Origin of the sequence: Streptomyces sp. NPDC126497, assembly GCF_040302425.1 — a bacterium.
Classification (GTDB): domain Bacteria; phylum Actinomycetota; class Actinomycetes; order Streptomycetales; family Streptomycetaceae; genus Streptomyces.
Genome location: NZ_JBEORT010000109.1, coordinates 1 through 25,000, shown reverse-complemented (window position 1 = coordinate 25,000; position 25,000 = coordinate 1). Strand labels below are relative to the sequence as shown.

The 25,000-nt window shown below is 73.4% G+C and carries 18 protein-coding genes and 1 pseudogene; 9 read left to right on the top strand and 10 right to left on the bottom strand.

The features are described from left to right. On the top strand, nucleotides 1-1,159 hold a 1,159-nt coding region (locus ABTY20_RS30275), incomplete at its 5' end, for an ATP-binding cassette domain-containing protein (protein ID WP_352000331.1). Nucleotides 1,160-1,200: 41 nt separating this feature from the next. Here ABTY20_RS30275 and ABTY20_RS30270 read toward each other — a convergent pair. Then, nucleotides 1,201-1,797, bottom strand: a complete 597-nt coding sequence (locus ABTY20_RS30270) for a response regulator transcription factor (RefSeq protein ID WP_352000330.1) — start codon at nucleotides 1,795-1,797, stop codon at nucleotides 1,201-1,203. Between the two features lie 383 nt (nucleotides 1,798-2,180). Then, complete coding sequence (locus tag ABTY20_RS30265) at nucleotides 2,181-3,269, bottom strand: DMT family protein (protein WP_352000329.1); 1,089 nt, start codon at nucleotides 3,267-3,269, stop codon at nucleotides 2,181-2,183. A gap of 212 nt (nucleotides 3,270-3,481) precedes the next feature. Between ABTY20_RS30265 and ABTY20_RS30260 the strand changes: the two genes are divergently transcribed. Then, nucleotides 3,482-4,096 (top strand): TetR/AcrR family transcriptional regulator, encoded by a 615-nt coding sequence (locus ABTY20_RS30260; RefSeq protein ID WP_352000328.1) that lies wholly within the window; start codon nucleotides 3,482-3,484, stop codon nucleotides 4,094-4,096. 140 nt (nucleotides 4,097-4,236) lie between these two features. Here the strand turns inward: ABTY20_RS30260 and ABTY20_RS30255 are convergent, their stop codons facing one another. Beyond that, a complete protein-coding gene (locus tag ABTY20_RS30255; protein ID WP_352000327.1) occupies nucleotides 4,237-5,217 on the bottom strand; it encodes a DUF2510 domain-containing protein in 981 nt (326 codons plus the stop codon). Nucleotides 5,218-5,479: 262 nt separating this feature from the next. Here ABTY20_RS30255 and ABTY20_RS30250 point away from each other — a divergent pair, with 262 nt between their 5' ends. Further along, on the top strand, nucleotides 5,480-8,158 hold the full coding sequence (locus tag ABTY20_RS30250; RefSeq protein ID WP_352000326.1) for an ATP-binding protein: 2,679 nt from the start codon (nucleotides 5,480-5,482) through the stop codon (nucleotides 8,156-8,158). A gap of 22 nt (nucleotides 8,159-8,180) precedes the next feature. On the opposite strand, the pseudogene ABTY20_RS30245 reads toward ABTY20_RS30250, so the two are convergent. Beyond that, a pseudogene (locus ABTY20_RS30245) lies at nucleotides 8,181-8,769 on the bottom strand (alpha/beta fold hydrolase). Here ABTY20_RS30245 and ABTY20_RS30240 point away from each other — a divergent pair. Then, on the top strand, nucleotides 8,746-9,162 hold the full coding sequence (locus ABTY20_RS30240) for a MarR family winged helix-turn-helix transcriptional regulator (protein WP_352000325.1): 417 nt from the start codon (nucleotides 8,746-8,748) through the stop codon (nucleotides 9,160-9,162). The pseudogene ABTY20_RS30245 and the gene ABTY20_RS30240 overlap by 24 nt on opposite strands. Nucleotides 9,163-9,313: 151 nt before the next feature. Next, nucleotides 9,314-10,504, top strand: a complete 1,191-nt coding sequence (locus ABTY20_RS30235; RefSeq protein WP_352000324.1) for a zinc-dependent alcohol dehydrogenase — start codon at nucleotides 9,314-9,316, stop codon at nucleotides 10,502-10,504. Between the two features lie 73 nt (nucleotides 10,505-10,577). On the opposite strand, the gene ABTY20_RS30230 is transcribed toward ABTY20_RS30235, so the two are convergent. Together ABTY20_RS30230 and ABTY20_RS30225 are read right to left on the bottom strand one after the other, a co-directional pair. Then, nucleotides 10,578-12,767: an OmpL47-type beta-barrel domain-containing protein gene (locus tag ABTY20_RS30230; RefSeq protein WP_352000332.1), complete on the bottom strand. Its 2,190-nt coding sequence runs from the start codon at nucleotides 12,765-12,767 to the stop codon at nucleotides 10,578-10,580. 23 nt (nucleotides 12,768-12,790) lie between these two features. Continuing rightward, nucleotides 12,791-15,304, bottom strand: coding sequence for a ThuA domain-containing protein (locus ABTY20_RS30225; RefSeq protein WP_502991922.1), 2,514 nt, complete (start codon nucleotides 15,302-15,304; stop codon nucleotides 12,791-12,793). A 201-nt stretch (nucleotides 15,305-15,505) separates the two neighbouring features. Here ABTY20_RS30225 and ABTY20_RS30220 point away from each other — a divergent pair, with 201 nt between their 5' ends. The 3 genes from ABTY20_RS30220 to ABTY20_RS30210 all read left to right on the top strand — a co-directional run bounded on the left by ABTY20_RS30220 (nucleotide 15,506) and on the right by ABTY20_RS30210 (nucleotide 18,129). Then, nucleotides 15,506-16,510, top strand: coding sequence for a multicopper oxidase domain-containing protein (locus tag ABTY20_RS30220; protein WP_352000322.1), 1,005 nt, complete (start codon nucleotides 15,506-15,508; stop codon nucleotides 16,508-16,510). 84 nt (nucleotides 16,511-16,594) lie between these two features. Then, a complete protein-coding gene (locus tag ABTY20_RS30215) occupies nucleotides 16,595-17,635 on the top strand; it encodes a LacI family DNA-binding transcriptional regulator (protein ID WP_352000321.1) in 1,041 nt (346 codons plus the stop codon). Nucleotides 17,636-17,883: 248 nt separating this feature from the next. After that, complete coding sequence (locus tag ABTY20_RS30210) at nucleotides 17,884-18,129, top strand: WhiB family transcriptional regulator (protein ID WP_352000320.1); 246 nt, start codon at nucleotides 17,884-17,886, stop codon at nucleotides 18,127-18,129. A 19-nt stretch (nucleotides 18,130-18,148) separates the two neighbouring features. On the opposite strand, the gene ABTY20_RS30205 is transcribed toward ABTY20_RS30210, so the two are convergent. The 4 genes from ABTY20_RS30205 to ABTY20_RS30190 form a co-directional block, all read right to left on the bottom strand. After that, nucleotides 18,149-19,126, bottom strand: a complete 978-nt coding sequence (locus tag ABTY20_RS30205) for an acyl-ACP desaturase (RefSeq protein ID WP_352000319.1) — start codon at nucleotides 19,124-19,126, stop codon at nucleotides 18,149-18,151. Nucleotides 19,127-19,320: 194 nt separating this feature from the next. After that, complete coding sequence (gene ddaH / locus ABTY20_RS30200) at nucleotides 19,321-20,097, bottom strand: dimethylargininase (RefSeq protein WP_352000318.1); 777 nt, start codon at nucleotides 20,095-20,097, stop codon at nucleotides 19,321-19,323. A 164-nt stretch (nucleotides 20,098-20,261) separates the two neighbouring features. Next, on the bottom strand, nucleotides 20,262-22,526 hold the full coding sequence (locus ABTY20_RS30195; protein WP_352000317.1) for an ATP-binding cassette domain-containing protein: 2,265 nt from the start codon (nucleotides 22,524-22,526) through the stop codon (nucleotides 20,262-20,264). A gap of 10 nt (nucleotides 22,527-22,536) precedes the next feature. After that, a complete protein-coding gene (locus ABTY20_RS30190) occupies nucleotides 22,537-24,162 on the bottom strand; it encodes an ABC-F family ATP-binding cassette domain-containing protein (RefSeq protein ID WP_352000316.1) in 1,626 nt (541 codons plus the stop codon). A 314-nt stretch (nucleotides 24,163-24,476) separates the two neighbouring features. Here ABTY20_RS30190 and ABTY20_RS30185 point away from each other — a divergent pair. Continuing rightward, nucleotides 24,477-25,000: GOLPH3/VPS74 family protein (locus ABTY20_RS30185; RefSeq protein WP_352000315.1), on the top strand; the 524-nt coding region annotated here is incomplete at its 3' end.

The window sequence follows — 25,000 nt, the reverse complement described above, 5'->3', positions numbered from 1 at the left end:
GGAGCTGGTCGACGCGGCCGCCGCGGCGGCCCGGGCCCTGGCCGGCTGGGCGGCGGTGCGCACGGCGGCGCTCGGCGTCGCGGGCCACCTGCCCGTCCTGGCGCTGCTGCTGGCGGTGCCGTGGCTGCGCGGGCGGGGAGTGACGGCGGGCGCGCTGCTGGGGGCGTTCACCTACCTCGTCCAGTCGCTGCTGCCCGCCCTGCACACCCTGATGACCGCGCTCGGTGCGGCGGGGGCCCGGCTGCTGGTCGTCCTCGACCGGATCATCGGCCCGGAGCCGGGAAGGGCGTCGGAGGCGGCGGCGCCGACGGCCGGGCACGGTGCGCGGCCGGAGCCCGCGCACCGTGCCGTGCGCCCTCCGGGGGCCGGCGCCACCGACGCCGGTCCCCGGGCACCGGTCCGCGGGGGACGCCCGGCGCGCGGCGGACGCACCGCGGCGGTGGAGCTGCGGTCCGTCACCCTGGCCTACGGCGTCCGCGCGCAGCCGGTCCTCGACTCGCTCGACCTGCGCGTCGCCCCGGGCGAGCACCTCGCCGTCGTCGGACCGAGCGGCATCGGCAAGTCGACCCTCACCCGTCTGGTCGCGGGGACGCTCGCGCCCAGCGGCGGCGAGGTGCGGGTGGCCGGCCGGGAGGTGACCGGGCGGGCGCCCGCCGAACTCGCCGCGCTGCGGGTACTGGTGCCCCAGGAGGCGTACGTCTTCTCCGGGACCGTGGGGGACAACCTCGCGTACCTGCGTCCGGACGCGGACCGCGCGGACCTCGACGCCGCCGTCGGGGCCCTCGGCCTGCGGCCGCTGGTCGAGCGCCTGGGCGGGCTCGACGCCCCGGTGCGGCCCGCCGAACTGTCCCCGGGCGAACGGCAGCTCGTCGCCCTGGCGCGCGCCCACCTGTCCCCCGCGCCCCTGCTGCTGCTCGACGAGGCCACCTGCCACCTCGATCCGGCGTCCGAGGCACGCGCGGAGGACGTCCTCGCGCGGCGCCCGGGAACGCTGCTGGTGGTGGCGCACCGGCTGTCGTCGGCCGTGCGCGCCGACCGGGTGCTGGTGCTGGACGGGACGGAGGCGGTGTGCGGCACGCACGAGGAGGTGCTGGAGCGCTCACCGCTCTACCGTGACCTGACGGGCCACTGGAACGGCGGTCCTGACCGGCGGTCCTGACCCCCGCCGGCCGTCCCGGGCGGGGGACACCGCGCGGCCCGTCACGTCCATCCGGCGTTCTGGACGATGCGTATCGCGTCCACCCGGTTGCGGGCGCCCACCTTACGGATCGCCGCCGCCATGTAGTTGCGGACGGTCCCCCGGGACAGGTGCAGACGGGCCGCGATCTCGGCCATCGGCGCCCCCTGGGAGGCCAGGGACAGCACGCTCAGCTCGCGGGTGGTCAGCGGCATCTCCGCACCCTCCAGCAGGGCGACCGTGAGCGTCTGATCGAGGAAACGTTCCCCCTTGGCGACCGTGTGCACCGCCGTGATCAGCCGGTGCGCCGGGGCGTTCTTGTCGACCAGCCCGAGGGCACCGCCGTCGAACGCCCGGCGCAGGAGCCCCGGCCGTTTGGCGCTCGCCAGGACGACGAGCCGGTCCCCGCGCCGCGCGGGGAAGGGCGCGTCGCACGCCTGCTCCGATCCCCGCAGGCAGTCACCGTCCACGACCCACACGTCCGTCGGCAACGGGTCGTGATCCGGCAGGCCGGCGCCGGGTGATATGGACGAGACCTCCAAGGTGACATCGGATCTGAGCAGCTGCACCAGTGCCGACCGCAGCAGTTCCTCGTGGTGCACCACGACAGTACGGACCATCTCCCCCACTCTCAGCCAGCGGCCGCGCCCGTGCGCGGCCGACCACACACTCCCCCTGCGCCACGGGCCGTGTGCCCTGATCCGTTCGGAAACAACACGACACGTACGCACGTGCGAACCGCACCGGACGCAATCCGCCGCTCCCGGCGCCCCCCGGGGAGCGGGACGGCGGCGCCCGCCCGGCCGAAAACGGCGGCGCCACAAGCCCCACGGCGGGTGACGCCCCCTCATGCGGAACGCGACGGTCGGCCGTCGTGCCCGTGCCGACGTCCCCGTTGCCCTGGTTACGGAGGCACATCACCGGCCGGATCGGTCCCACCGCGCCGGCCAAGAGGAACCGGTCGGCGGGCTCGTCCCCCCGTGCGGAGCACGGCTGGAAACAGTCACCGCCCAATCTGGCGTGAATCCCACCGCCCGCCCGGACCGGGCCGCCCGCACCCGACGGTGCCGCGCGGGGACGGCCGGCGCGGCCGGCCGGCCCGGCGTTCGCGGGGCGCCTCCCCCGCCCTCGACCGCGCTCGAGCGGGAGGCACCCCCACCGCCCCGGAGGTTTCGAGGCGCTGGGGGAGGCACGACGTGCCCGCGGTGACGGCCGGGGGCGACGGGGCGGCCGGGGCCGGTGGGGTCCGCGGGGCCACGGGTGCTCCCGGCGGGCGGGGCGCCGCCCGGCTCAGCGACAGCACGCCCCAGGAGGCGAGCGCGGCGCCGGTCAGGGCGAGCGGGACGCCCTCCGGGCCGTCCCGGAACCGCTCGCCGAGCAGGGAGAGTCCGATCACCGCGGCCGCCAGCGGGTTGGTCAGGGTGACCACCGCGAGCGGGGCGCCCAGACCGTTCCGGTAGGCGGTCTGCGACAGCAGCAGCCCGCCGGCCGCGAAGACGGCCACCAGCAGCGCCACCCCGACCACCCGCACGCCGAGCAGGGGGCCGGACCGGTCCGTCACCGCGACCGTCACGGTCTGGGTGAGCGCCGAGGCCACCCCGGAGGCGATGCCCGACGCGGTCGCGTGCCGCAGACCGGGCCGGGAGCCCGGCCACGACAGCAGGCCGATCAGCAGCGCCGTGCCGCCCGCGACGGCCAGTGCCTCGGGCACGCTCAGCACGTCGTCGGGCACCGGCCCGGACGCCGTGACCAGCACCGCCGTCAGACCGGCGAGGGTGAACGCCGTGCCCCGCCACTCGACCGCGCTCACCGGCCGCCCCGCGATCCGCGCCCCCAGGGGCACCGCCGCGACCAGGGTGAGGGCGCCGAGCGGCTGGACCACGGTGAGCGGGCCGTACGCGAGCGCCGCCACGTGCAGCAGCGCGGCCGCGGCGTTCAGCGCGACCGCCCACCACCAGACGCCGTCGCCCAGCAGCCGCAGCGTGCCCGTGCCGGAGGACCGGGAGGCCAGCCGCTCCTGCGCCACCGCCGCGGCGGCGTAGGCGACGGCGGAGACCAGGGACAGCAGGACGGCCAGGAGGAGGGGGCTCATCGGCCGGACCCCGTGGGTCCCGGCTCCTTGCGGATGTTCATCCCCGGCCTTTCGGTGGCGTGGTGCGGACGGCGCGGGGCACCGCATCCCATCGACACGGTCCCGTACCGATACGCCAGTGTACCGATACGGTGGCGTACCGGTACGCTTGTGTACCGGTACACTGGCGTGCCGATGACCTACGCCTCGTACGAGGGACAAGGAGCCGAGCGATGACGCCGCAGGACGCGGACCGCCCCGGGCCGGCCGGGGCCTCGCGCCGCTCCAAGATCACGCCGGAGCGTGAGCGGGAGTTCTTCGACGCCGTGCTGGACCAGATCCGCGAGTGCGGCTACGACGCCGTCACCATGGAGGGCGTCGCCGCCAGCACGCGGTGCAGCAAGTCCACCCTGTACCGGCAGTGGCGGACCAAGCCCCGGTTCGTCGCCGCCGCCCTGCGCTCCAACCGGCAGACGCGGTTCGCCCGCATCGACACCGGCACCCTCGCCGGGGACCTGCGCGAGGCGGCGCGGTGCGCGGGGGAGTGGTCGCCGCAGGACACCACGCTGCTCCAGGCGCTCGGGCACGCGGTCATCCAGGACCGGGAACTGGCGCGGGCGCTGCGCGAGGCGCTGGTCGACCCGGAGATCACCGCGCTGGAGGAGATCCTGCGGCGCGGCGTCGAGCGCGGGGAGGTCGCCGCCGGGAACCCGGCGCTGGAGTACGTCCCGGCGCAGCTCTTCGGCGTGCTGCGGGCCCGGCCCATACTGGACGGCCGCAACGCGGACCCGGAGTACCTGGTCCGCTTCGTGGAGGCCGCCGTACTGCCGGCCCTCGGCCTCCCCTGAGACGCAGGCCGCCGCCGACGGGATGACCCCGCGGCGGCCTGACCGCGCCGCACCGTGGGGACGGGGGCGGCGCTCACCCCGGCCGGGTGGGACACCTCTTGAGCGGAGGGGTGCCCCGCCCGGCCGTCGACCGCGCGGTGTCAGACGTCCTGGCCGCTGCCGCCGCCCGACGCCACCTCGATGCCCTCGGTGATCTCGTCGAGGACGGCCTGCTTCTGATCGGTGTCCACCCCGAAGCGGACCACGACGATCCGCTGCGGCTGCGCGGGGGACGGGAAGGCCAGCGACTGGACGTACCCGTCGGAACCCTTGCTGGTGACCGCCTTCCAGCGCACCAGGTAGCCCTTCTGCCCGGCCACGGTCACGGCCTTGGACGCCAGGACGTCGTGCGAGGTGATCCTCCCGTACGCCGCACCGCCGTAGCTCTCCTCGGCGTTGGCGGGGATGTCCGCCTTGGCGACCTCCTCGGCGGTGGAACCACGGGTGCCGAACGCCAGGGCCGGCGCCGAGTACGCCCCGCCCTTGGTGCACGTCTTGGAGGTGTCGCCGGGACAGTCGTACGAGTCCTTCGACGTCACCGAGGCGCCCACCTTCGACTCCTGGCCGTACCAGCCGTCCGGGACGGGCAGGCTGATCCCGCTCAGCGCGTCGGTCACCGACCCGCTCTCGATCCGCGGGGCCCCGGACCCGTCCGGCGCCGGCTCCTCACCGGAGTCCCCGTCCGGCCCGCCGGAGCCCCCGCCCGGGCCGTCCTGGTCGCCGGACGGTCCGCCGTCCCGTCCGCCCGGCCCCTGCGAGGCGGCGGTGCCGCCGGCCCCGCCGTCGTCCGTCAGCGCGTACACGCCCACACCGATGCTCGCCAGGACGGCGACGGCCGCCGCCACGGCTATCCCGTTCCGCACCCGGTGCCCCCGCCCGGACGGCGGAGCGGGATACGCCGGATGGGCCGGATACGCCGGCCCGGCCGCGCCGCCCGGCGCCGGGGGACCCCAGGCGGCGGTCCGCCCCGCCGGACGGACCTGCTCCGTCCAGGCCCTGCCGTCCCACCAGCGCTCGGTGGCCGGCCCCTCAATCGTCTGCCCGGGGTCGGGGTACCACCCGGGAGGAGTCACCTGCGTCATGCCCCCACCGTATGAGGCCTCGGTGAAAGCCGGATGAGAGAGCCCCGTCACACGCGCGCCCGGACCGCCCGGGGATTTTCATCTCCCCACCCCTTGACAGCAGTTGACCATCAGGACCCCAGGTGAGAGGTGGTCCGCGTCGACCCCGGGCGGCCGTGTCACCCGTCACGGCAACACGTGCCGCGAGCGGGCACCACTCCGGCGGCCGGAGGACTACGCTCGAGATCTGTACGTCATTCGGGCGACTCGGGGAGGTAGCGGGATGACGGAGGTGCGGCCCCCGGCCGGCCCTTCGGCCGCTCTGTGGGAGCGCGACGAGGAAGTCGCCGCGATCGCGCGGGCCGTCGACACCCTGTGCGCGGACCGTTCCTCACCGGGCGGACTGCTGGTGCTCCGGGGCGAGGCCGGATTCGGCAAGACCGCGCTGCTCGCCGAGACCCGTCGCATCGCCGAACGGCGCGGCTGCACCGTGTGGTCGGCCCGCGGCGGCGAGACCCTGCGCTCCGTTCCCTTCCACGTGGTCCGCCAGCTCCTCCAGCCCGCGCTGGTGCCGATGCTGCCGGAGGAGGCGCGCGAGTACCTCGGCGACTGGTACGACATCGCCGGCCCCGCCCTCGGCATCGCCGACCCCGGCGAGCGGAACGCCGACCCGCAGGGCGTGTGCGAGGGGCTGGTCGCCGCCGTGCGCCGGCTGGCCCGCCGGGACTGGCCCCTGGTCCTGCTGATCGACGACGCCCACTGGGCCGACCAGGAGACCCTGCACTGGCTCGCCTCCTTCACCGAACGCCTGGCGGACCTGTCCGTCCTGGTCGTGGTCGCCCGCCGGCCCGGCGAGATCTCCGGAGTGAGCGCCCGTCACCTGGACGCCGTCGCCGCCGCGGCCGACCGGCCCGTCACCACCCTCAGCGCCCTCACCCCGGAGGCCACCGCCGGACTCACCCGCGCCACACTGGGCGAGAACGCCGACGCCGCGTTCTGCCGCGAGGTCTGGGCCGTCACCGACGGCAACCCCTACGAGACCGTCGAGCTCCTCGCCAAGGTCCAGGACAGCGCACTCGAACCCGTCGAGGCCCGCGCCGGCGAACTGCGCGACCTGAACCGCTCCGCGCGCGGCGTCGGCCTCGTCGCCCGCCTGGAACAACTCGGCATAGACGCCACCCGGTTCGCCTGGGCCGCCGCCATCCTCGGCGACGACATCACCGTCGACCTCGTGACCCGGCTCGCCACCCTCACCCCGGACGCCGCCGCCCGCTGCGCCGAACTCCTGCGCACGGCCCGCATCCTCACCGTGCCCGACCCGGCCGGCGCCGGGTCCGCCGACCTCGAGTTCGTCCACCCGCTGATCGCCACCGCCGTCTACGACTCCATCCCCGACGCGCTGCGCCGCGCCATGCACGGCATAGCCGCCCGGATCGTCACCGACTCCGGACGCGGCGCCGCCTCGGCCGCCCGCCACCTTCTCGAAGTGCACCCGGAAGACGACGAGGAACTCGTCCGGCACCTGCGCGAGGCCGCTCGTGAACACCTCGCCGTCGGCGCCCCGGACGCCGCCCGCCGCTGCCTGGAACGCGCCCTGGAGGAACCGCCCCGCCCCGAGGTCCACGCACAGGTCCTCTACGAACTGGGCTGCGCCACCTTCCTCACCGCCCCCGCCCGCACCATCGGCCATCTGCGGGCCGCCCTCGGCATGCCCGGTCTCGACGGCGACCGCCGGGTGGACGCCGTGGTCCGCCTCTCCCAGGCGCTGCTGCACAACGACCAGATGGAGGAGGCCGTCCGCACCGTCGCGGCGGAGGCCGGCCGGCTGGAACCCGGCCCCGCCCACCTGCGGCTGCGCGCCGTGCAGTTCATGTGGGAGGGACTCCTCGCCGACGAGACCGGCGCACCCGGCCGCTCCGAGCGCCTGGCCGAACTCGCCGCCACCTGCACCGGCCGCGACAACTCCGAGCGCGCGCTGCTCATCCTGCGCGGCTTCGACGCCATGATGCGCGGCGAGAACGCCGAGGAGGTCGTCGAGGTCTGCGACCGTGCCCTCGTCAACGGCCGCCTCGCGCCGGGCCTCGGCTGGACCGACTGCGAGTGGGGCGGCGAACTCCTGCTGATGCTGGCGAGCGCCTACGCCTACACCGACCGCCTCGACCGCGCGGAAAGCCTCTACAACGAGGCCCTGCGCGCCTACGAGACGGCGGGCTGGAGCGGCGGCCACCTGGTCCTCGCCCACGCCTACGTGGGACTCGGGCACCGCAGGCGCGGCCGGCTCGAGGCGGCGGAGACCTCCCTGCGCGAGTCCCTGCGCCTGGCCGAACGCGTCGGCCGCGGACTGCCCCTGTACTGGACGGCCACCTGCAACCTCGTCGACACCCTGCTCGCCCGCGGCCATGTCGACGAGGCCTGGGCGACGGCCGAACGACACGGCTTCGCACCGCCCTACCCGTCGACGATCGTGCTGCCCGACCCGCGTTCGGTGCGCGGCCGGCTGCTGCTGGCCGTCGGTCGCACCAAGGACGGCGTCAACGAACTGGAGGCGGCCGAGAAGGCGGCCGCCGCGCGCGGCCACCACAACCCGGTGCACCTCTTCGGCGCCGCCGACCTCGCCCGGGCCCTCGCCACCGAGGACCCGGCCCGCGCCGCCCGGCTGGCCGTCGACGTCCGCCGGCGGGCCGAGCGCTTCGGCACGGACACCGCGATAGGAGAGGCCCTGCGGGTGGCCGCCGCCCTGGAGACCGGTCAGCGCGCGGTCCGCCTCGCCGCCCAGGCGGTCACCTACCTGGAGTCCTCCCCCTGCCAGTACGAGCACGCTGCGGCCCGCGTCGAGTACGGCATCCTCGCCCGCTCCGTCCCCGACCTCGAACGGGGCCTCGCCCTGGCCCGCTCCTGCGGCGCGGACGGCCTGGTGGAACGGGCCGCGGAGGAACTCGGAGCGGGCGTGGGACCGCGCTAGCGCCGAGGACGTCCCCGGCCGGCTACCCGCTCTCCTCCGCCGGCACCCGCTGGGCCGTCGCGAACGCCGAGTTCGCCGCCGGGACCCCGCAGTACACGGCCGTCTGGAGCAGCACCGCCCCGATCTCCTCGGGAGCGGGCCCGCCTCGGCGCGCCGCGCGGACGCGCAGGGGGAGCTCGTCGTGGTGACCGTGCGCGACCAGCGCCGTGAGCGTGACCATGCTGCGCTCGCGGCGGGTGAGGGCCGGATCGGTCCAGATCTCGTCCCAGGCGTAGCGCGAGACGAGGTCCTGGAAGCGCGCCGTGAACGGGGTCTGCCGGGCCTGCGCCGCCCAGCGAGACGCCCGCGTACGCGAAGCGTCCGATGCCGAGCGCGTCGGCGAGCGCGAGCACAGGACCGGCGAGGTCGCCGAGGGTCGCGCCGGCGCCGATCAGCCCCGCCGCCGATCCGCCGTGCCCCGGCAGGTCCCAGCGGACCACCCGGTGCGCGGCCGACAGTTCGGGCGCCACCTCGTCCCACAGGGCGTACGACGTCCCGGGCGAAGGGCCGAGCAGCAGCGGGGGAGCGGAAGCGGGGCCTTCGACACGGTGGTTGAGCAGCTCACTTTTCAACGTCGCTCCAGAGCACGGGAGGAGATCACCTCGCCCCAGTTCGCGGTCCTCAACGCGGTCGTCGCCGAGCCGGGCCTGGACCAGCGCACCGTGGGGGAGCGGGTCGGGCTCGACCGGTCCACCATCGCCGAGGTGATCGCCCGGCTGATCCGGCGCGGGCTGCTGGACAAGGTCCGCGCCCCGCGGGACGGCCGCCGCTTCCTGCTGCACCTCACCGACGACGGCGTGCGCACCCACCGCAGGCTCACGGTGCGCACCGCGCGGATGAACCAGGTCCTCCTGGCCCCGCTCGACACCGCCGAGCAGACGCTCTTCATCGACCTGATCCGGCGGGCCGCGGACGCGGCCGAGGGGCTGCGCGACCCGGCCCCCGCCCCGGCCGCCCCGCACTGACCGGGCGGACCGGATCCGCCCGGAGCGCCCCGGCCGGGGCGCTCCGGCACGGCGGCGCCCGCCGGCCCGCGGTTCGGCACCCGGCCGCTCGGGTACCCGGACGCCCACCGCAGGAGCGGCACACCGGTCACCACGGAGGGAGCGGGCGGCGATGAAGGCACTGACCTGGCAGGGGAAGCGGGACGTACGGGTGGAGGACGTGCCCGATCCCCGGATCGAGGAGCCGACGGACGCGATCATCCGGGTGACCTCCACCGGACTGTGCGGCTCCGACCTGCATCTGTACGAGGTCCTCACCCCGTTCATGACCCCGGGCGACATCCTCGGCCACGAGCCGATGGGCATCGTCGAGGAGGTCGGCGCGGCGGTGCCCGACCTCCAGGTCGGCGACCGGGTCGTGGTGCCGTTCCAGATCGCCTGCGGCAACTGCTGGATGTGCCTGACCGGACTGCCCACCCAGTGCGAGACCACCCAGGTCAGCGCCGAGAACATGGGCGCCGCCCTGTTCGGCTACACCCGGCTGTACGGCGCGGTCCCGGGCGCCCAGGCCGAGTACCTGCGGGTCCCGCAGGCCCAGTACGGCCCGATCAAGGTCCCCGAGGGGCCGTCCGACGACCGGTTCGTCTACCTCTCCGACGTCCTGCCCACCGCCTGGCAGGCGGTCGCCTACGCCGGTGTCCCGAAGGGGGGCAGCGTCGCCGTGCTCGGACTCGGCCCCATCGGTGACATGGCCTGCCGGGTCGCCCAGGTCCAGGGCGCGGGACGGGTGTTCGGCGTGGACCTGGTCCCGGAACGGCTGAACCGGGCGAAGCAGCGCGGCGTGGAGACCTTCGACCTGCGCTCCTTCGACGACGAGAAGGAGCTCGTCGCCGCGATCCGCGACCAGACCGACGGCCGCGGCCCCGACGCCGTGATCGACGCCGTCGGCACCGAGGCGCACGGCAGCGCGGCGGCCCGCATGGTGCAGAACGCCTCCGCGCTGCTGCCCCGCAAGCTCAGCGGCCCGATGGCGGAACGCTTCAGCGTCGACCGGCTCGCCGCCCTGTACACCGCCATCGAACTGGTGCGCCGTGGCGGCACCATCTCGATCAGCGGCGTCTACGGCGGCATGGCCGACCCGATGCCCATGCTCACCCTGTTCGACAAGCAGATCCAGATGCGCATGGGCCAGGCGAACGTACGCCGCTGGAGCGACGAGATCATCCCCTACCTCACCGACGAGGACCCCCTCGGCGTCGACGACTTCGCCACCCACCGGGTGCCGCTCGACGAGGCCCCGCGGGCCTACGACATGTTCCAGAAGAAGCAGGACGGCGCGGTCAAGGTGCTGATCAAGCCCTGATCCGGGAGCCGGGGGTCCCGCCGGGGCCGGCCGGGCCGGGGAGCCGGAACCCCGGCTCCCCGGCCCGTGAGGACTACAGCTCCCTGATCCGGACGTCCCGGTAGGAGACGACGTCCGTCGTGCCGTGCACCTGCAGTCCGACGTAGCCGGCGGCGAACCGCCGCCCGTCCGTGCCCGGGTCGTCCGAGCGCGGCGGGGCGAAGTCCTGACCGCCGGTGTTGTCGAACTCGTTGATCAGCACACCGTTGCGGTAGACGGAGTAGTGCTGGTCCACCACCCGGATCTCGTAGTCGTTCCAGGTGCCCTTCTGCGTCACGCCCGCACCGGCCAGGCCGACCCGGTCGAAGCCGTAGACCGAGCCCGTCTTGTACATGTCGCCGGTGGGTGAGTCGAACACCTGGATCTCGTGCCCGAATTTGATGGCGGCCCACTCCGGCCGGGACTCCTCCGGGTGATCGTGGATCTGCGGGAACCGCACGAACACACCGGAGTTGGCGTTGCCGGTGCCCGGGGCGTCGTCACGCCACTGGAGCTTCAGCGAGAAGTCGCCGTACGTGCGCTCGGGGAACCACAGCATGCCGAGCCCGCTCCTCGTGGTGCCGGAGGTGATCGACCCGTCCGGGTTCAGCGCGAACGAACCCCCGCCCACCTGCTCCCACTTGGCGAACGAGGCCGCGGTGCCGTCGAGGATCGTCCGGTAGCCGTCGGTCTGGCCGGGCGTGCCGATGCCGGACTCGCGGGCCGCCCGGTTGACGGCCCGGCGCTCCCGCTTGTCGATGACCCCCTCCTCCTTCAGCCGGTCCAGGACGGTACCGACGTGCTTCAGGAACAGCGCCTGCGAGGTCCACTCCTTCTCGTCCTCGATCAGCTCGCCGATCCGGCACCGGTTGTCGGTGACCCGGTTCGGCACGCCCGAGTCGACCGTGCCGACGATCACCGTCCGCCGCTCGTCGTACTCCGGGCAGGCGGGCGAGGGCACCCCGCCGCCCGCGACGACCGTGAAGCTCGCCGTCAGCGGCTGGGAGGTGTTGCCCGCCCTGTCGCTCGCCCGGTAGGCCACGGTGTGCCGGCCCGCGCGGTCGACCACCACGGGCGCGGTGTAGGCCAGGTACGGTCCGCCGTCGAGCGAGTACTCGACGGCGGCCACGCCGGAGCCGTCGTGCCCGTCGTCGGCGCCGACCGTCACCGTGGCCCTGCCGACGTAGGCGCCGTCGGAGTTCCTGACGCCGCCGAGGGTCACGCCGGTCACGGGTGGGGTGGTGTCCTGCGGGGGAGCGGAGACGACCGTGAACTCCACGCTCCTCTCCGCCGCCGTGTTGCCCGCCCTGTCGGTGGCCCGGTAGCGCACCGTGTGGGTGCCCACCCGGTGCACCATCACCGGGCCGGTGTAGGCCGTCCAGGCGCCGGCGCCGATCGCGTACTCGATGGTGTTGACGCCGGAGCCGGTGTCGGACGCGGTGACGGTCACCGTCGCCATGTCGATGTAGGCACCGTCGCCGTTCTTCTCGCCGCCCACCGTCGCGGAGGTCTCCGGCGGGGTCGAGTCGTCCGTCGGCGGCGGGACGACCGTGAACGTGACGCTCCGCTCCGCCGAGACGTTGCCCGCCCTGTCCAGCGCGCGGTAGCGCACCGTGTGCGCGCCGACCTGGTCGACGACGACCGGGGCGGTGTACGGCTGCCAGGCGCCGTCGGCCCCGATCGCGTACTCGATCCGGTCCACGCCCGAACCGGAGTCGGTGGCCTCGATCGCGACGCTCGCCGAACCGACGTACCCGCCCTCGTCGTTCCGCGAGCCGGTCACCTCGGCCGTGGCCTCGGGCGCCGTCGTGTCCTCGCCGCCGCCCTCGGTCACCGTCAGGATGCCCTGCATCTCGCCGTGGCCGGGGATGGTGCAGTGGTAGAAGTAGCGGCCCGGGGTGAGCGTCACCTCGGCGGTGTGCCGGCCGCCCTGGGCGTCGGCCGGGTTGGCGAGGATGTTCAGCTGGACGTCGTCGTTGAACTCGGGGTCGGAGGTCACGAAGGTCAGCGTGTGCGGCATTCCGGTGGTGTTGCCGGTGGCCGCGCTGTTCTCGAAGACGATCGTCGCCGTACCGGCCACCGCGGTCGTCGGGGCGGAGGTGTACTCGGTGATGCTGTCGCCGGCGGTCCAGGTGAGCACCTGCTCCGCCGCCCCGGCCGTCGTGGATCCGGACTCGCCGGCCGCGGACGGCGTCGTCTGCAGGCCGAGCGTCATCAGCAGGGCGGCCAGCAGGCCGGCCCACACCCTTCGTCGCCGTGTCACTGGTCTCATCCGGCCTTCCTCGCCAACTGGCCGGCGGCCGGGGTGGGGCCGCCGCCCGTGTAGGTGACCCGCCACAGCGCGGACTTGGTGTCGGAGGTGAAGAAGCCGCGTCCGTAGTCGAGGACGTACAGCGCGCCGTCCGGGCCGAACGTCCAGCCCATCAGGTTCTTGATGCCGTCGTTGCCGACGGGCACGATCTTCTTCAGGGACTCCGAGTGCACCGGGAGACCGCCGTCACCCTGCGTCCTCGGGTCCATCAGCACCGCGTTGCGCGGCTGGTCGGCGTCGTAGAAGTCACCGACGAACCACTTGCCGTCCCAGTACGCCGGCCACTTGACGTCGCCGGGGCTCGTGTCGTCGTAGCGGTAGACCGGGCCGTTCATCGCGGCCTGGCCACCGCCCTTGAGCCAGGGCAGCCGGTACGTGGCCTCGTCCTGCCGGTACGACGGGACGCCGTTCGCGTCGCGCGGGAAGTCCGGGCCGCCGCCCTGCGGGGAGTACCAGATGTTGTTGCCGGTCACCGGCGGCAGGTCGACCAGGCCGTCGTTGTTCGGCGACTCGTTCTTCGGGGCGTCGCAGTCGTACCAGCCGAGCGGCTTCGACGGGTCCGGCAGATTGCGGTCCCGGTAGGGCTGCTTGTTGCCCATGCAGTACGGCCAGCCCCGGTTGGACGCCTCGGTGATCACGGCGAACGTGTCGTACTTCGCCGGACCCCAGGTGGGCGAGGGGGCGCCGGCGTCCGGGCCGACCCAGCCCGCGTAGAGGACGTCGGTCTTCTTGTCGACGGAGATGCGCGCCGGGTTGCGCACGCCCATCACGTAGATCTCGCCACGCGTCTTGCCGCCGCCCTCGGCGGTCTCCTTCCCGGTGAACAGGTTGCCCTCGGGGAGGGTGTACGTGCCGTCCGGCTCCGGGTGGATGCGCAGGATCTTGCCGTTGAGGTTGTTGGTGTTGCCGGCGGTGCGGCGGGCGTCGGCGAAGGACACGCCCTTGAAGTTCGGCTGGGGGTTGTTGCCCGAGTAGCCGTCGCTGAACCCGCTGGAGTTGTTGTCACCGGTGGCGATGTACAGGTTGCCCCGGGAGTCCCAGGCCATCCCGCCGCCGGCGTGGCAGCAGCTGTGGATCTGCACCGGCCACTTCAGCAGCACCTTCTCGCCGGCCAGGTCCAGCCTGTTGGCGGCGTGGTCGAAGGTGAAGCGGGAGACCCGCCGTTCGGCCATGTGGGTGTCGCGGTTGATCTCCGAGTGGGGCGTGTAGTGCAGGTACACCCACCCGTTCCGCTGGAACCCCGGGTCCAGTTCGATGCCGAGCAGGCCCTCCTCGACCTTGCGCAGCTCGTCGCCGCCGCCCTTGTTGCCGAAGACGGTGAGCGCACCGGCGAGGGTGACCTTCTCGGTCCTCGGGTCGTAGACGTGGATCTCGCCCGTGCCCTTGCCGATGTCCGGGTCGTTCCAGTCGGTGACGACCGGCTGCGAGGCGTCGGCGCCACCGCGGCCGATGGTGAACACCCGGCCGTCCGGCGCGGTGACCAGGCCGTGCGGCTCGCCGATCTGGTCGTTGAGGCCCGGCCGGTTGGGCCGGGTCAGCCGCTCGGCCCTGTAGTTGCCGGTGATGGTCGCCTTGCAGTCGGCCCGCACCAGCCGGGTCGTCCACAGCAGGGCGCCGCGCAGGTGGTCACGGAAGTCGGTCTCGTCGTACGACGACACCGTGCCGCCCATGCCGGTGTAGAAGGACCGGCCGCCGTCGTAGTCGCGGCACCAGCTGACCGGGTGGTCCCAGCCGTTGGCGCCCGCGCCGGGCGCGTACGTCGACTCGCGGACCCGGGCGACCGTGTGCACGTCGCCGGAGGGGTTCTTCACCCAGTTCAGCCACTTGTCCGGCCGCTTCCACTGGGTGGGCAGGTTCTTGGTCGCCGGATGCGCGCGGTCACCGACCTCGACGGTCGCCCGCTGCACCGTGGTGGGGCTCGACGCGGCCGGCCGGGCGCCGATCAGGCCGGTGAACCAGTCCGAGTACGGTTCCGCGCGGGCCGCGTCGTGCAGGCCGACGAAACCGCCGCCGGCCTCCATGTACGCCTCCAGGCCCGCCTCCTGGTCCGGGTCGAGGACGTCCCCGCCGCCGGTCAGGAACACGACGGTGTTGAACCGGCCCAGCTTCTCGGCGTTGGTGAAGACCGAGGCGTTGCCGGTGGCGGTGACCGTGAACCGCTGGTTCTCCGGGCCGGACAGGCCGATCCTCTCGATCGCCGCGATCCCGGCGTTCACCAGGGGCGACTCGTCACCGTCGGCCGCGGAGCCGTGGAACAGCAGCACCCGTACGTTCGCACCGCCGGGGGGCGACGTGATCGACATCGTTGTCAGGGACGGTTCCGGGGGCGGGTGCGCGCCGGCGGCGGGCCCCGACAGCAGCCCGGCGACGACGGCCCCGGCGGTCACGGCGGCCGCCCGGACGCGCCGTCCCGTTCTCCTCCCTCTTCGTGCGCTCGTGGCGCTCGTCGTGCTCAACCCTCGTAAGCGCATGGGTTCTTGACGCGATGTGGACCGCACGTGGCCACCCACCCCTCCTCGGTCGCAGCGGAAGCGTCAAGGAAGCTAGACCTCTTTGTGCCACACGCCAATACCTATCGCAGCAATGCAACGAACTTTGTCCTGAGTGTGGATAAACGCGGGGACGGCCGCTACGGTTTCACAGGTTCATGACAGCCAGGTGGGGAGTTCGGCATGAACAGACGCGGTTTCAACCGCCGGGTACTGCTGGGCGGCGCCGCCGTCGCGACATCGTTGTCCGTCGCGCCGGAGGCCTCGGGCGCGCCCGGGTCCGCGAGCGCGGCCGCGCCGGCGCGGACCGCGCCGGCCGGGGGCGAGGTGCGGCGCGTCAAGCTGTACGCCGAGAGGCTGGACGGCGGGCGGATGGGCTACGGCTTCGAGAAGGGCAAGGCGTCGATCCCCGGCCCGCTGATTGAGCTGAACGAGGGCGACACCCTGCACATCGAGTTCGAGAACACCATGGACGTGCCCGTGAGCCTGCACGTCCACGGGCTGGACTACGAGATCTCCAGCGACGGCACCGAGCAGAACAGGAGCGACGTCGAGCCCGGCGGCACCCGCACCTACACCTGGCGCACCCACAAGCCCGGCCGGCGCGCGGACGGCACCTGGCGGTCGGGCAGCGCGGGTTACTGGCACTACCACGACCACGTCGTCGGCACCGTGCACGGCACCGGCGGCATCCGGGGCGGGCTGTACGGCCCGGTGGTCGTGCGCCGCAAGGGCGACGTCCTGCCCGACGCGACCCACACCATCGTCTTCAACGACATGTCGATCAACAACAAGCCGGCCCACACCGGCCCGGACTTCGAGGCCACCGTGGGCGACCGCGTCGAGATCGTCATGATCACGCACGGCGAGTACTACCACACCTTCCACATGCACGGTCACCGCTGGGCCGACAACCGCACCGGCATGCTCACCGGACCCGAGGACCCCAGCCGGGTCGTCGACACCAAGATCTGCGGCCCGGCCGACTCCTTCGGCTTCCAGGTCATCGCGGGGGAGGGCGTCGGAGCCGGCGCCTGGATGTACCACTGCCACGTCCAGAGCCACTCCGACATGGGCATGGTCGGCCTGTTCCTGGTGAGGAAGCCGGACGGCACCATCCCCGGCTACGACCCGCACGAACACGTCCACGGGACGGCCGCCGAGAAGGAGCCGGCGCACGGGCACTGACGCACCGGACGTGATCCGGAGCGCTCTCGCCCGCGTCCGGCCCGGGGCTATCCTTTCCCGCAGCCGCAGGTGAGGAGCCCCGAAGTGACCGAGACAGTGCCGCGCCCCACGCTGGAGGCGGTGGCCGCGCGGGCCGGGGTCTCCCGGGCCACGGTCTCCCGCGTGGTCAACGGCTCCGACGGGGTGCGCGAACCCCTGGCCGAACGGGTGAGGCGGGCGGTGGAGGAACTCGGGTACGTGCCGAACCGGGCCGCCCGGAGCCTGGTGACCAGGCGGCACGACGCCGTCGCCGTCATCGTGGCCGAACCGGAGGCCCGGGTCTTCGCCGACCCCTTCTTCGCCCGGCAGCTGCGCGGCATCAGCAAGGAGCTGACGGCCCACGACAACCAGCTCGTGCTGCTGCTCACCGAGGGCCGCGACGACCACGCCCGCGTCGGCCGCTACCTGGCCGGCGGTCATGTCGACGGTGCGCTGGTGTTCTCCCTCCACATCGACGACCCGCTGCCCGGACTGATCCAGCGGGCCGGCCTGCCGACCGTGTACGGCGGCCGGCCCGACTGGAACGACGGCCGGCGCGGCGTCGTCTACGTCGACAGCGACAACCGGGGCGGCGCCCGCGACGCCGTACGGCATCTGCTCGGCCTCGGCCGCAGCCGTGTCGCCCACATCACCGGCGCCCTCGACCAGACCGCGGCGGTGGACCGGCTCGACGGCTTCCGGGACGTCATGACCGACGCCGATCCGCGACTGGTCGCGGAGGGCGACTTCACCCCGGCCGGGGGCGAGCGGGCGATGCGGCGGCTCCTCGACCGCTGCCCGGACCTGGACGCGGTCTTCGCCGGCAACGACCTCATGGCGGCGGGCGCCCTGCGCGTGCTGCGCGAGCACGGGCGGCGGGTGCCGGACGACGTGGCGGTCGTCGGCTTCGACGACATGCTGCCGATCGCCGAACAGACCGAACCGCCGCTCACCACGGTCCGTCAGGACATCGAGGAGATGGGCCGGCTGATGGCCCGCCTCCTCCTGCGCGACCTGGACGGCACCACCGCGTCCGACGGGAACGCCGGCGGCGCCCCGTCCGCCGTGATCTTCCCGACGACCCTGGTCCGACGGGCGTCCGCCTAGGGCCGGCCGGCCCTCCGTCCTCGGCGGTGGCCTTCGCCGTCCTCGGCAGGCCGCCCCGTCCGCAGGACCCGTGCGGCGCACGGTCGGCGTCCTCACGGGTGGCCCGCGCGAGACCTGACGCACTCGGCGCGCCGCCGTGCGCGCCGTGCGCCCCGGCGTCATCATCATGCGGTCGCGGAGGGCCCGAGGGGCCCTCCGTTGAGCCCGCGTTGATCGAACGTTTTTCGCCGTACGGCACGCTTCCGGTCATGCACACCGAAACGATGCCGTCACCCGAACTCGCCTGGCAGGAGGAGGCGCTGTGCGCGCAGACCGGGGGAGACTTCTTCTTCCCCGAACCCGGTAGCTCGGTCCGCGAGGCCAAACGGATCTGCGGCCTCTGCCCGATCCGCGCGGCGTGCCTCGAGTACGCCCTCTCCCACGACATGCGCTTCGGCGTCTGGGGCGGCATGTCCGAGAAGGAACGCCTGCGACTGCGCCGCGCGGGCCGGTAGGCCCGCGGGTCCGCCGCCGTCAGCCGCGTTCCGCGCGGGCCGCCATCCGGGCCTTGCGGGCCGCCAGCTTCTCGTCGAACTTCGCGGCCTCCGTGTCCAGACCGCCCATGAACAGGCCGAGCTCCTCCTGGGCCTTGAGGCCCTCGGGGCCCAGCCCGTCGATCTCCATGATCTTCAGGAAGCGCAGCACCGGCTGGAGCACGTCGTCGTGGTGGATGCGCAGGTTGTAGACCTCGCCGATCGCCATCTGCGCCGCGGCCCGCTCGAAGCCGGGAATGCCGTGGCCGGGCATCCGGAAGTTCACCACGACGTCACGGACCGCCTGCATGGTCAGGTCGGGCGCGATCTCGAAGGCCGCCTTGAGCAGGTTGCGGTAGAACACCATGTGCAGGTTCTCGTCGGTCGCGATGCGCGCCAGCATGCGGTCGCAGACCGGGTCACCGGACTGGTGGCCGGTGTTGCGGTGCGAGACGCGGGTGGCCAGCTCCTGGAACGCGACGTAGGCGACCGAGTGGAGCATCGAGTGCCGGTTGTCCGACTCGAAGCCCTCGCTCATGTGGGCCATGCGGAACTGCTCCAGCTTGTCCGGGTCCACCGCCCGCGAGGCGAGCAGGTAGTCCCGCATCACGATGCCGTGCCGGCCCTCCTCGGCCGTCCAGCGGTGCACCCAGGTGCCCCAGGCGCCGTCCCGGCCGAACAGCGTGGCGATCTCGTGGTGGTAGCTGGGGAGGTTGTCCTCGGTCAGCAGGTTCACCACCAGGGCGATCCGGCCGACCTCGGTGACCTTCGACTGCTCCTTGTCCCAGGCCTCGCCGTCCTCGAAGAAGCCGGGGAAGTTGCGGCCGTCGCTCCACGGCACGTACTCGTGCGGCATCCAGTCCTTGGCGACCTTCAGGTGCCGGTCGAGCTCCTTCTCGACCACTTCCTCCAGCGCGTACAACAGCCGGGCGTCGGTCCAGACCGAGGGGCTGCCGAGGTGGGGAGAAGCGAGCGACACGGGTGACTCCAGGGGACGGTGACATGGGGATGTCCCGGCGAGCGGGCCGGGAACCTACGGAATCGTAGGCTACGAACCCGTAGGTTACGTAGCCGTAGGTTAAGGGTGTCATAAAGACCCCTGATCAGCGGGGTCCCCGGAGCGCCGTCCCGGTGCGGGACCGTGGGCCGTTACGCCGTACGGGTGTGGGACGGTCAGGCGTACAACTCCCGCAGGCGCACCGAGAGGCAGGTCACGCAGCCCTCGAGCTTCTCGAACTCGCCGATGTCCACCGGGACCGGCTCGTGGCCGAGGTCCGCGAACAGCTCCGCGGTCCTCGGCGCGCTCGCCGCCATCAGCAGCCTGTCCTCGCCGAGCAGCACCACGTGCGCTCCGGTCGGCTCCGGCATCGGGAGGAAGCGGGGGAACAGCGACGGCGCGTCCACGTGCGGGACGTACCCGACGACCGTCCCGTCCGGCAGCGCCGTGACCGCCGTCTTCAGATGCAGCACCTTGGTGACCGGCACGGTCACCACCCGTGCCCCCAACGGCTCGAAGGCGGCCCGCACCTGCCGCACCCCGGCCGCGTCGGTGCGCCCGCCGCGTCCCACGTACACGGTGTCGCCGACCTTCAGCACATCACCGCCGTCCAGCGTGCCCGGCTCCCAGACCCAGTTCACCGAGCAGCCGAGCGACGCCACGGCCTCCTCGACGCCGGGGGTCTCCGCGCGCCGGGACTCCGCACCGGAGCGGGCGATCAGCGCCACGTTCCGGAACATGACGACCGTGTCCTCCACGAACACCGAGCCCGGGCAGTCGTCGGCCGGATCCACCTCGACGGTCTCCCAGCCGTGGGCCCGCAGCGCCTCCGCGTACGCCTCCCACTGCTCCACCGCGCGGCCGACGTCGACGCCTTCCCGCTCGACGTGCGCCACCAGCCCCTCGGCCAGACAGGGGGAGGGACGGCGGACGAGGGCCTTCCTGCTGGGCACGGGTGCGCCTTTCGGACGGGACGGGACGGGACGGGCATGGCTCGGCCGGACTGCGGGAGCCCGTGGACGGCCGGCCTGCCACGGACGCCGGCGCAACCATCATGCGGGGCGGATCCGGACAGGACCACCCCCGGCCGCGAGAGGGCGTACCACCGGTGGCGGCCTCAGCGCCCGGCCCGCCGCAGATGCTCCGCCGTGAAGGACCCGTCGGCGTGGAGCAACTCGGCCGGCGTGCCCTCGAACACCACCCGGCCGCCGTCCCTCCCGCCGTCCGGACCGAGATCGATCACCCAGTCCGCACGGGCGACGACGTCGAGGTTGTGCTCGACCACGATCACGCTGTTGCCCGCGTCCACCAGGCGGTCCAGCAGGGCGACGAGCCCGTCCACGTCCGCCATGTGCAGCCCGGTCGTCGGTTCGTCGAGCACGTACACCACGCCCTTGCGGTGCAACCGGGTGGCCAGCTTGATCCGCTGCCGTTCACCTCCCGAGAGGGTGGACAGCGGCTGCCCCAGCGTGAGGTAGGTGAGGCCCACGTCCCGCAGGGCGCGCAGCCGGCGCCGCACGCCCGTGTCCTGGAAGAAGCCCAGCGCCTCCTCGGCGGTCATCCCGAGCACGTCGGCGACGGAGCGGCCGCCGACGGTCAGCCGCAGCACCTCGTCCTTGAACCGCCGCCCCTCGCAGGCGGGGCAGGTCGTGGTCACCGGGTCCATGAAGGCCAGGTCGGTGTACATGATCCCGCGACCCTCGCAAGTGCCGCAGGCGCCGCCGGAGTTGAAGCTGAACATCCCCGGCTCCGCCCCCGTCTCCCGCGCGAAGACCTTCCGTACCGTGTCCATGATCCCGAGGTACGTCGCCGGGGTGGACCGCGCCGAGATGCCGATCGAGGACTGGTCGACCACCACGGTGTCCCGGTGCACGGCGGCGAACTCGGCGACCAGTGTGCTCTTGCCCGAACCGGCCACCCCGGTCACGGCGGTGAGCACCCCGGTCGGGAACCGCACGGTGACCTCCCGCAGATTGTGCCGGTCGGCCCCCTTCACCCACAGTCCGCCCGTCGCCTCCCGCACCGCGTCCTTGACCGTCGTGCGCCGTCCGAGACACCGCCCCGTCAGGGTGCCCGAGGCGGCCAGCTCCCGCGGGGTCCCCTCGAACACCACCCGGCCGCCCCCGGCGCCCGCGCCCGGGCCCATGTCGACCACGTGGTCGGCCAGCGCGATGACGTCCGGGTCGTGCTCGACCACCAGCACGGTGTTGCCCTTGTCGCGCAGCCGCAGCAGCAGTTCGCCGAGGCGGTGCACGTCCCGCGGATGCAGTCCGACGCTGGGCTCGTCGAAGATGTACGTCATCCCGGTCAGGCTCGATCCGAGGTGCCGTACGGTCTTCAGCCGCTGCCCCTCGCCGCCGGAGAGCGTGCTCGTCTCCCGGTCCAGGCTCAGATAGCCGAGCCCGATCGTCTCGATCCTTTCCAGCGCGGCGACGGCGGCCCCGGCGACCGCGCCGGCCACCGGATCGTCGATCTCCCGCAGTGCGGCGATGAGGTCGGTGACCTGCAGGGCCGCGCAGTCGGCGATGGACCGGCCCCCGATCCGCGACGCCAGCGCCGCCTCGTTCAGGCGCGCGCCCCGGCAGGCGGGACAGACGCCCTCGGCCAGGAACTCCCGCACCATGTCACGGGTCCGCTGGCTCATCCCCGCCAGGTCCCGCTTCAGGTACAGGCGTTCGAAGCGGTCGGCGAGCCCCTCGTACTCGGTGGTCCAGGTGCCGCCCGAGCCGTTCACGGTGACCTTGCTGCCGGGGCGCCCCCGCATCAGGAACTCCCTCTCGGCCGCGGTGAACTCACGCACCGGTTTGTGCGGGTCCAGCTCGTCGCTGTTGGTGTACGTCTGACCCTGCCAGGTCCCCGCGGCGAACGGCGGGAAGCGGACCGCCCCCTCGGCGAGGGAGCGGTCCGCGTCGAGGACGCGGTCCCAGTCCGGCCGCACGGTCCGGCCCAGGCCGTCGCACGCGCGGCACATGCCCGACGGGTCGTTGAACGAGTACGCCGTCGCCGGTCCGGCGCTCGGCGTGCCGTGCCGTGAGAACAGCACCCGCAGCACCGAGTACACGTCCGTCATCGTGCCGACCGTCGACCGGGAGTGGCCGCCGACGGGCCGCTGGTCGACGACGATCGCGGGCGTCAGGTCCTCCAGGGCCTCCGCGTGCGGACGCTCGTACTTCGGCAGCCGGTTGCGCACGAACCAGGTGAACGTCTCGTTGAGCTGGCGCTGCGACTCGACCGCGATCGTGTCGAAGACGACCGACGACTTCCCCGATCCCGAAACGCCGGTGAACACGGTCAGCCGGCCCTTCGGGATGCGCAGCGACACGTCCTTGAGGTTGTTCTCCCCGGCTCCGGTGATGGTGATGAACTCGCTGGACTGGGTCATACCGCCGACGCTAGGCGAGATACCTGACAGCTTCCGTCGTGATTTCCTTCAGCTCCCCCTCCTCCATCAGCAGCCACCGGGTGATGCCGATGGACTCCAGGAACGGCAGGTCGTGACTGGCGACGACCAGGGCCCCCTCGTACGACTCCAGCGCCGTGGTCAGCTGCCGGACGCTCGCCATGTCGAGGTTGTTGGTCGGCTCGTCCAGCATCAGCAGCTGCGGCGCGGGCTCCGCCAGCATCAGCGCGGCCAGCGCCGCCCGGAACCGCTCGCCGCCGGAGAGCGTTTCCGCCCTCTGGTCGGCGCGGGCGCCCCGGAACAGGAAGCGGGCGAGCCGGGCCCGGACCCGGTTGTTGGTGGCGCCCGGGGCGAACCGGGCCACGTTCTCGGCGACGGTCAGCTCCGGGTCGAGGACGTCGAGCCGCTGCGGCAGGAACCGCAGCGGCACATGGGCCCTCGCCTCCCCGGAGACCGGCTCCAGCTCCCCGGCGATCGTGCGCAGCAGCGTCGTCTTGCCCGCGCCGTTGCGCCCGATCAGCGCGACCCGCTCGGGGCCGCGCAGATCGAGGCCGCCGTCCACCCGGGCGCCGTGCGCCAGCCGCAGGTCCATGAGGGTGAGGACGTCACGGCCCGGCGGCACGGCCGTGTACGGCAGGTCGACGCGGATCTCGTCGTCGTCCCGCACGGCCTCCACCGCCTCGTCGAGCCGCTCCCTGGCCTCGGCGAGCTTCTCCTCGTGCATGATGCGGTGCTTGCCCGCGGACTCCTGCGCCGCGCGCTTGCGCGCCCCCATGACGATCTTCGGCTCGCGCTTCTGGTCCCACATCTTCTGGCCGTACCGCTTGCGGCGGGCCAACTTGACCTGGGCGTCGACCAGTTCGCGCTTCTGCTTGCGGAAGTCCGCCTCGGCGACGCGCGCCATCCGCTCGGCGGCCTCCTGTTCCACGGCCAGGGCCTCCTGGTACGCCGAGTGGTTGCCGCCGTACCAGGTGACCTCCCCGGAGCGGAGATCGGCGATCTGGTCCACCAGTTCCAGCAGTTCACGGTCGTGGCTGACCACGACCATGACGCCCGGCCAGCTCGCGACGGCCGCGTACAGCCGCCTGCGGGCGTACAGGTCGAGGTTGTTGGTGGGCTCGTCGAGCAGCAGGACGTCCGGGCGCCGCAGCAGCAGCGCCGCGAGCCGCAACAGCACCGACTCGCCGCCGGACACCTCGCCGACGGTGCGGTCGAGGCCGATGTGCCCGAGGTCGAGCTCGCCGAGCGTGGCCAGGGCGCGCTCCTCGACGTCCCAGTCGTCGCCCACGGTCTCGAAGTGCTCCTCGGCCGCGTCGCCCGCCTCGATGGCGTGCAGCGCGGCCCGGCGGTCGGCGACGCCGAGGGCCTCGTCGACCCGCAGCGCGGTGTCGAGCGTCACGTTCTGCGGCAGGTACCCCACCTCGCCGGTGACCCGGACGGTGCCGTCGGCCGGCCGGAGCTCACCGGCGATCAGCTTCAACAGGGTGGATTTCCCGGACCCGTTGACGCCGACGAGACCGGTGCGGCCGGGGCCGAAGGCGACGTCGAGGCCCTCGAGGACGGCGGTGCCGTCGGGCCAGGTGAAGGTGAGGGACGTACAGGTGATCGATGGTGTCATGCGGGCCTCCGCGGTTGCTCGGGACGATCAGGGGCACACGCGTATCGAGACACCGCGGGACGAGGACCGGCGGCCGGGAGGGAAGACCTGGGCATGAGGAAAGCCCTGTTCCGCAAGGACCGCGAGGACGGCTCGAACGCCGAGGTCGCACACGGCGTACACACCGGAGCGGTGTGACGCGGTGTCTCGGAACCTCAGACGAGCAACGTCCTTCTCCATTCGACGGCAACAGGACCGCTGTACACCGTAGGAGTGCCCGGAACGGCTGTCAACGGCTTTTCGGAGCACGACGTCACCGCCCCCGAGGAGGCCCCGTGCCCAACGGCCCGCTCTCGCTGCCGGCCCGTCTGTCCCTGCTGGCCTGGGACGCCGACCCGTCCCGGCAGGCCCCCGCGGTGCGGGCCGGGGCCCTCGCCGAACTGGCCAGGCGGGGCCTGCTGATCGACGACGACGGCATCACCACACCCCGTGACCTCGACTCCCGGACCGGTGACCCGGTGCTGGACGGTCTTCTGGAGCTGGTCAGTGAGTCCTGCCCGCACCGCTGGCGCGTCTGGGTGACGTTGCGCGCGCGGTACACCCTGGACGCGGTCCGGGAGCAACTGGTGGCCGAGGGAGTGCTGCGCGCCGAGAAGCACCGGGTCCTCGGGGTCTTCCCGTCGGTGGAGCACGTCCTGGCCGACACCGCCCGCGCGGACGCCCTGCGCCGGGAGGCCCGCCGCATCCTGGCCGGATCCGCACCGGTGGAGGACCTCCCCGAGCCGACCGCGACCGTACTCGCCCTCGCCGCCGCCGCGGGCCTGCCGCCGGCCCCGGGCGGCTGCGTGCACGACGGGCG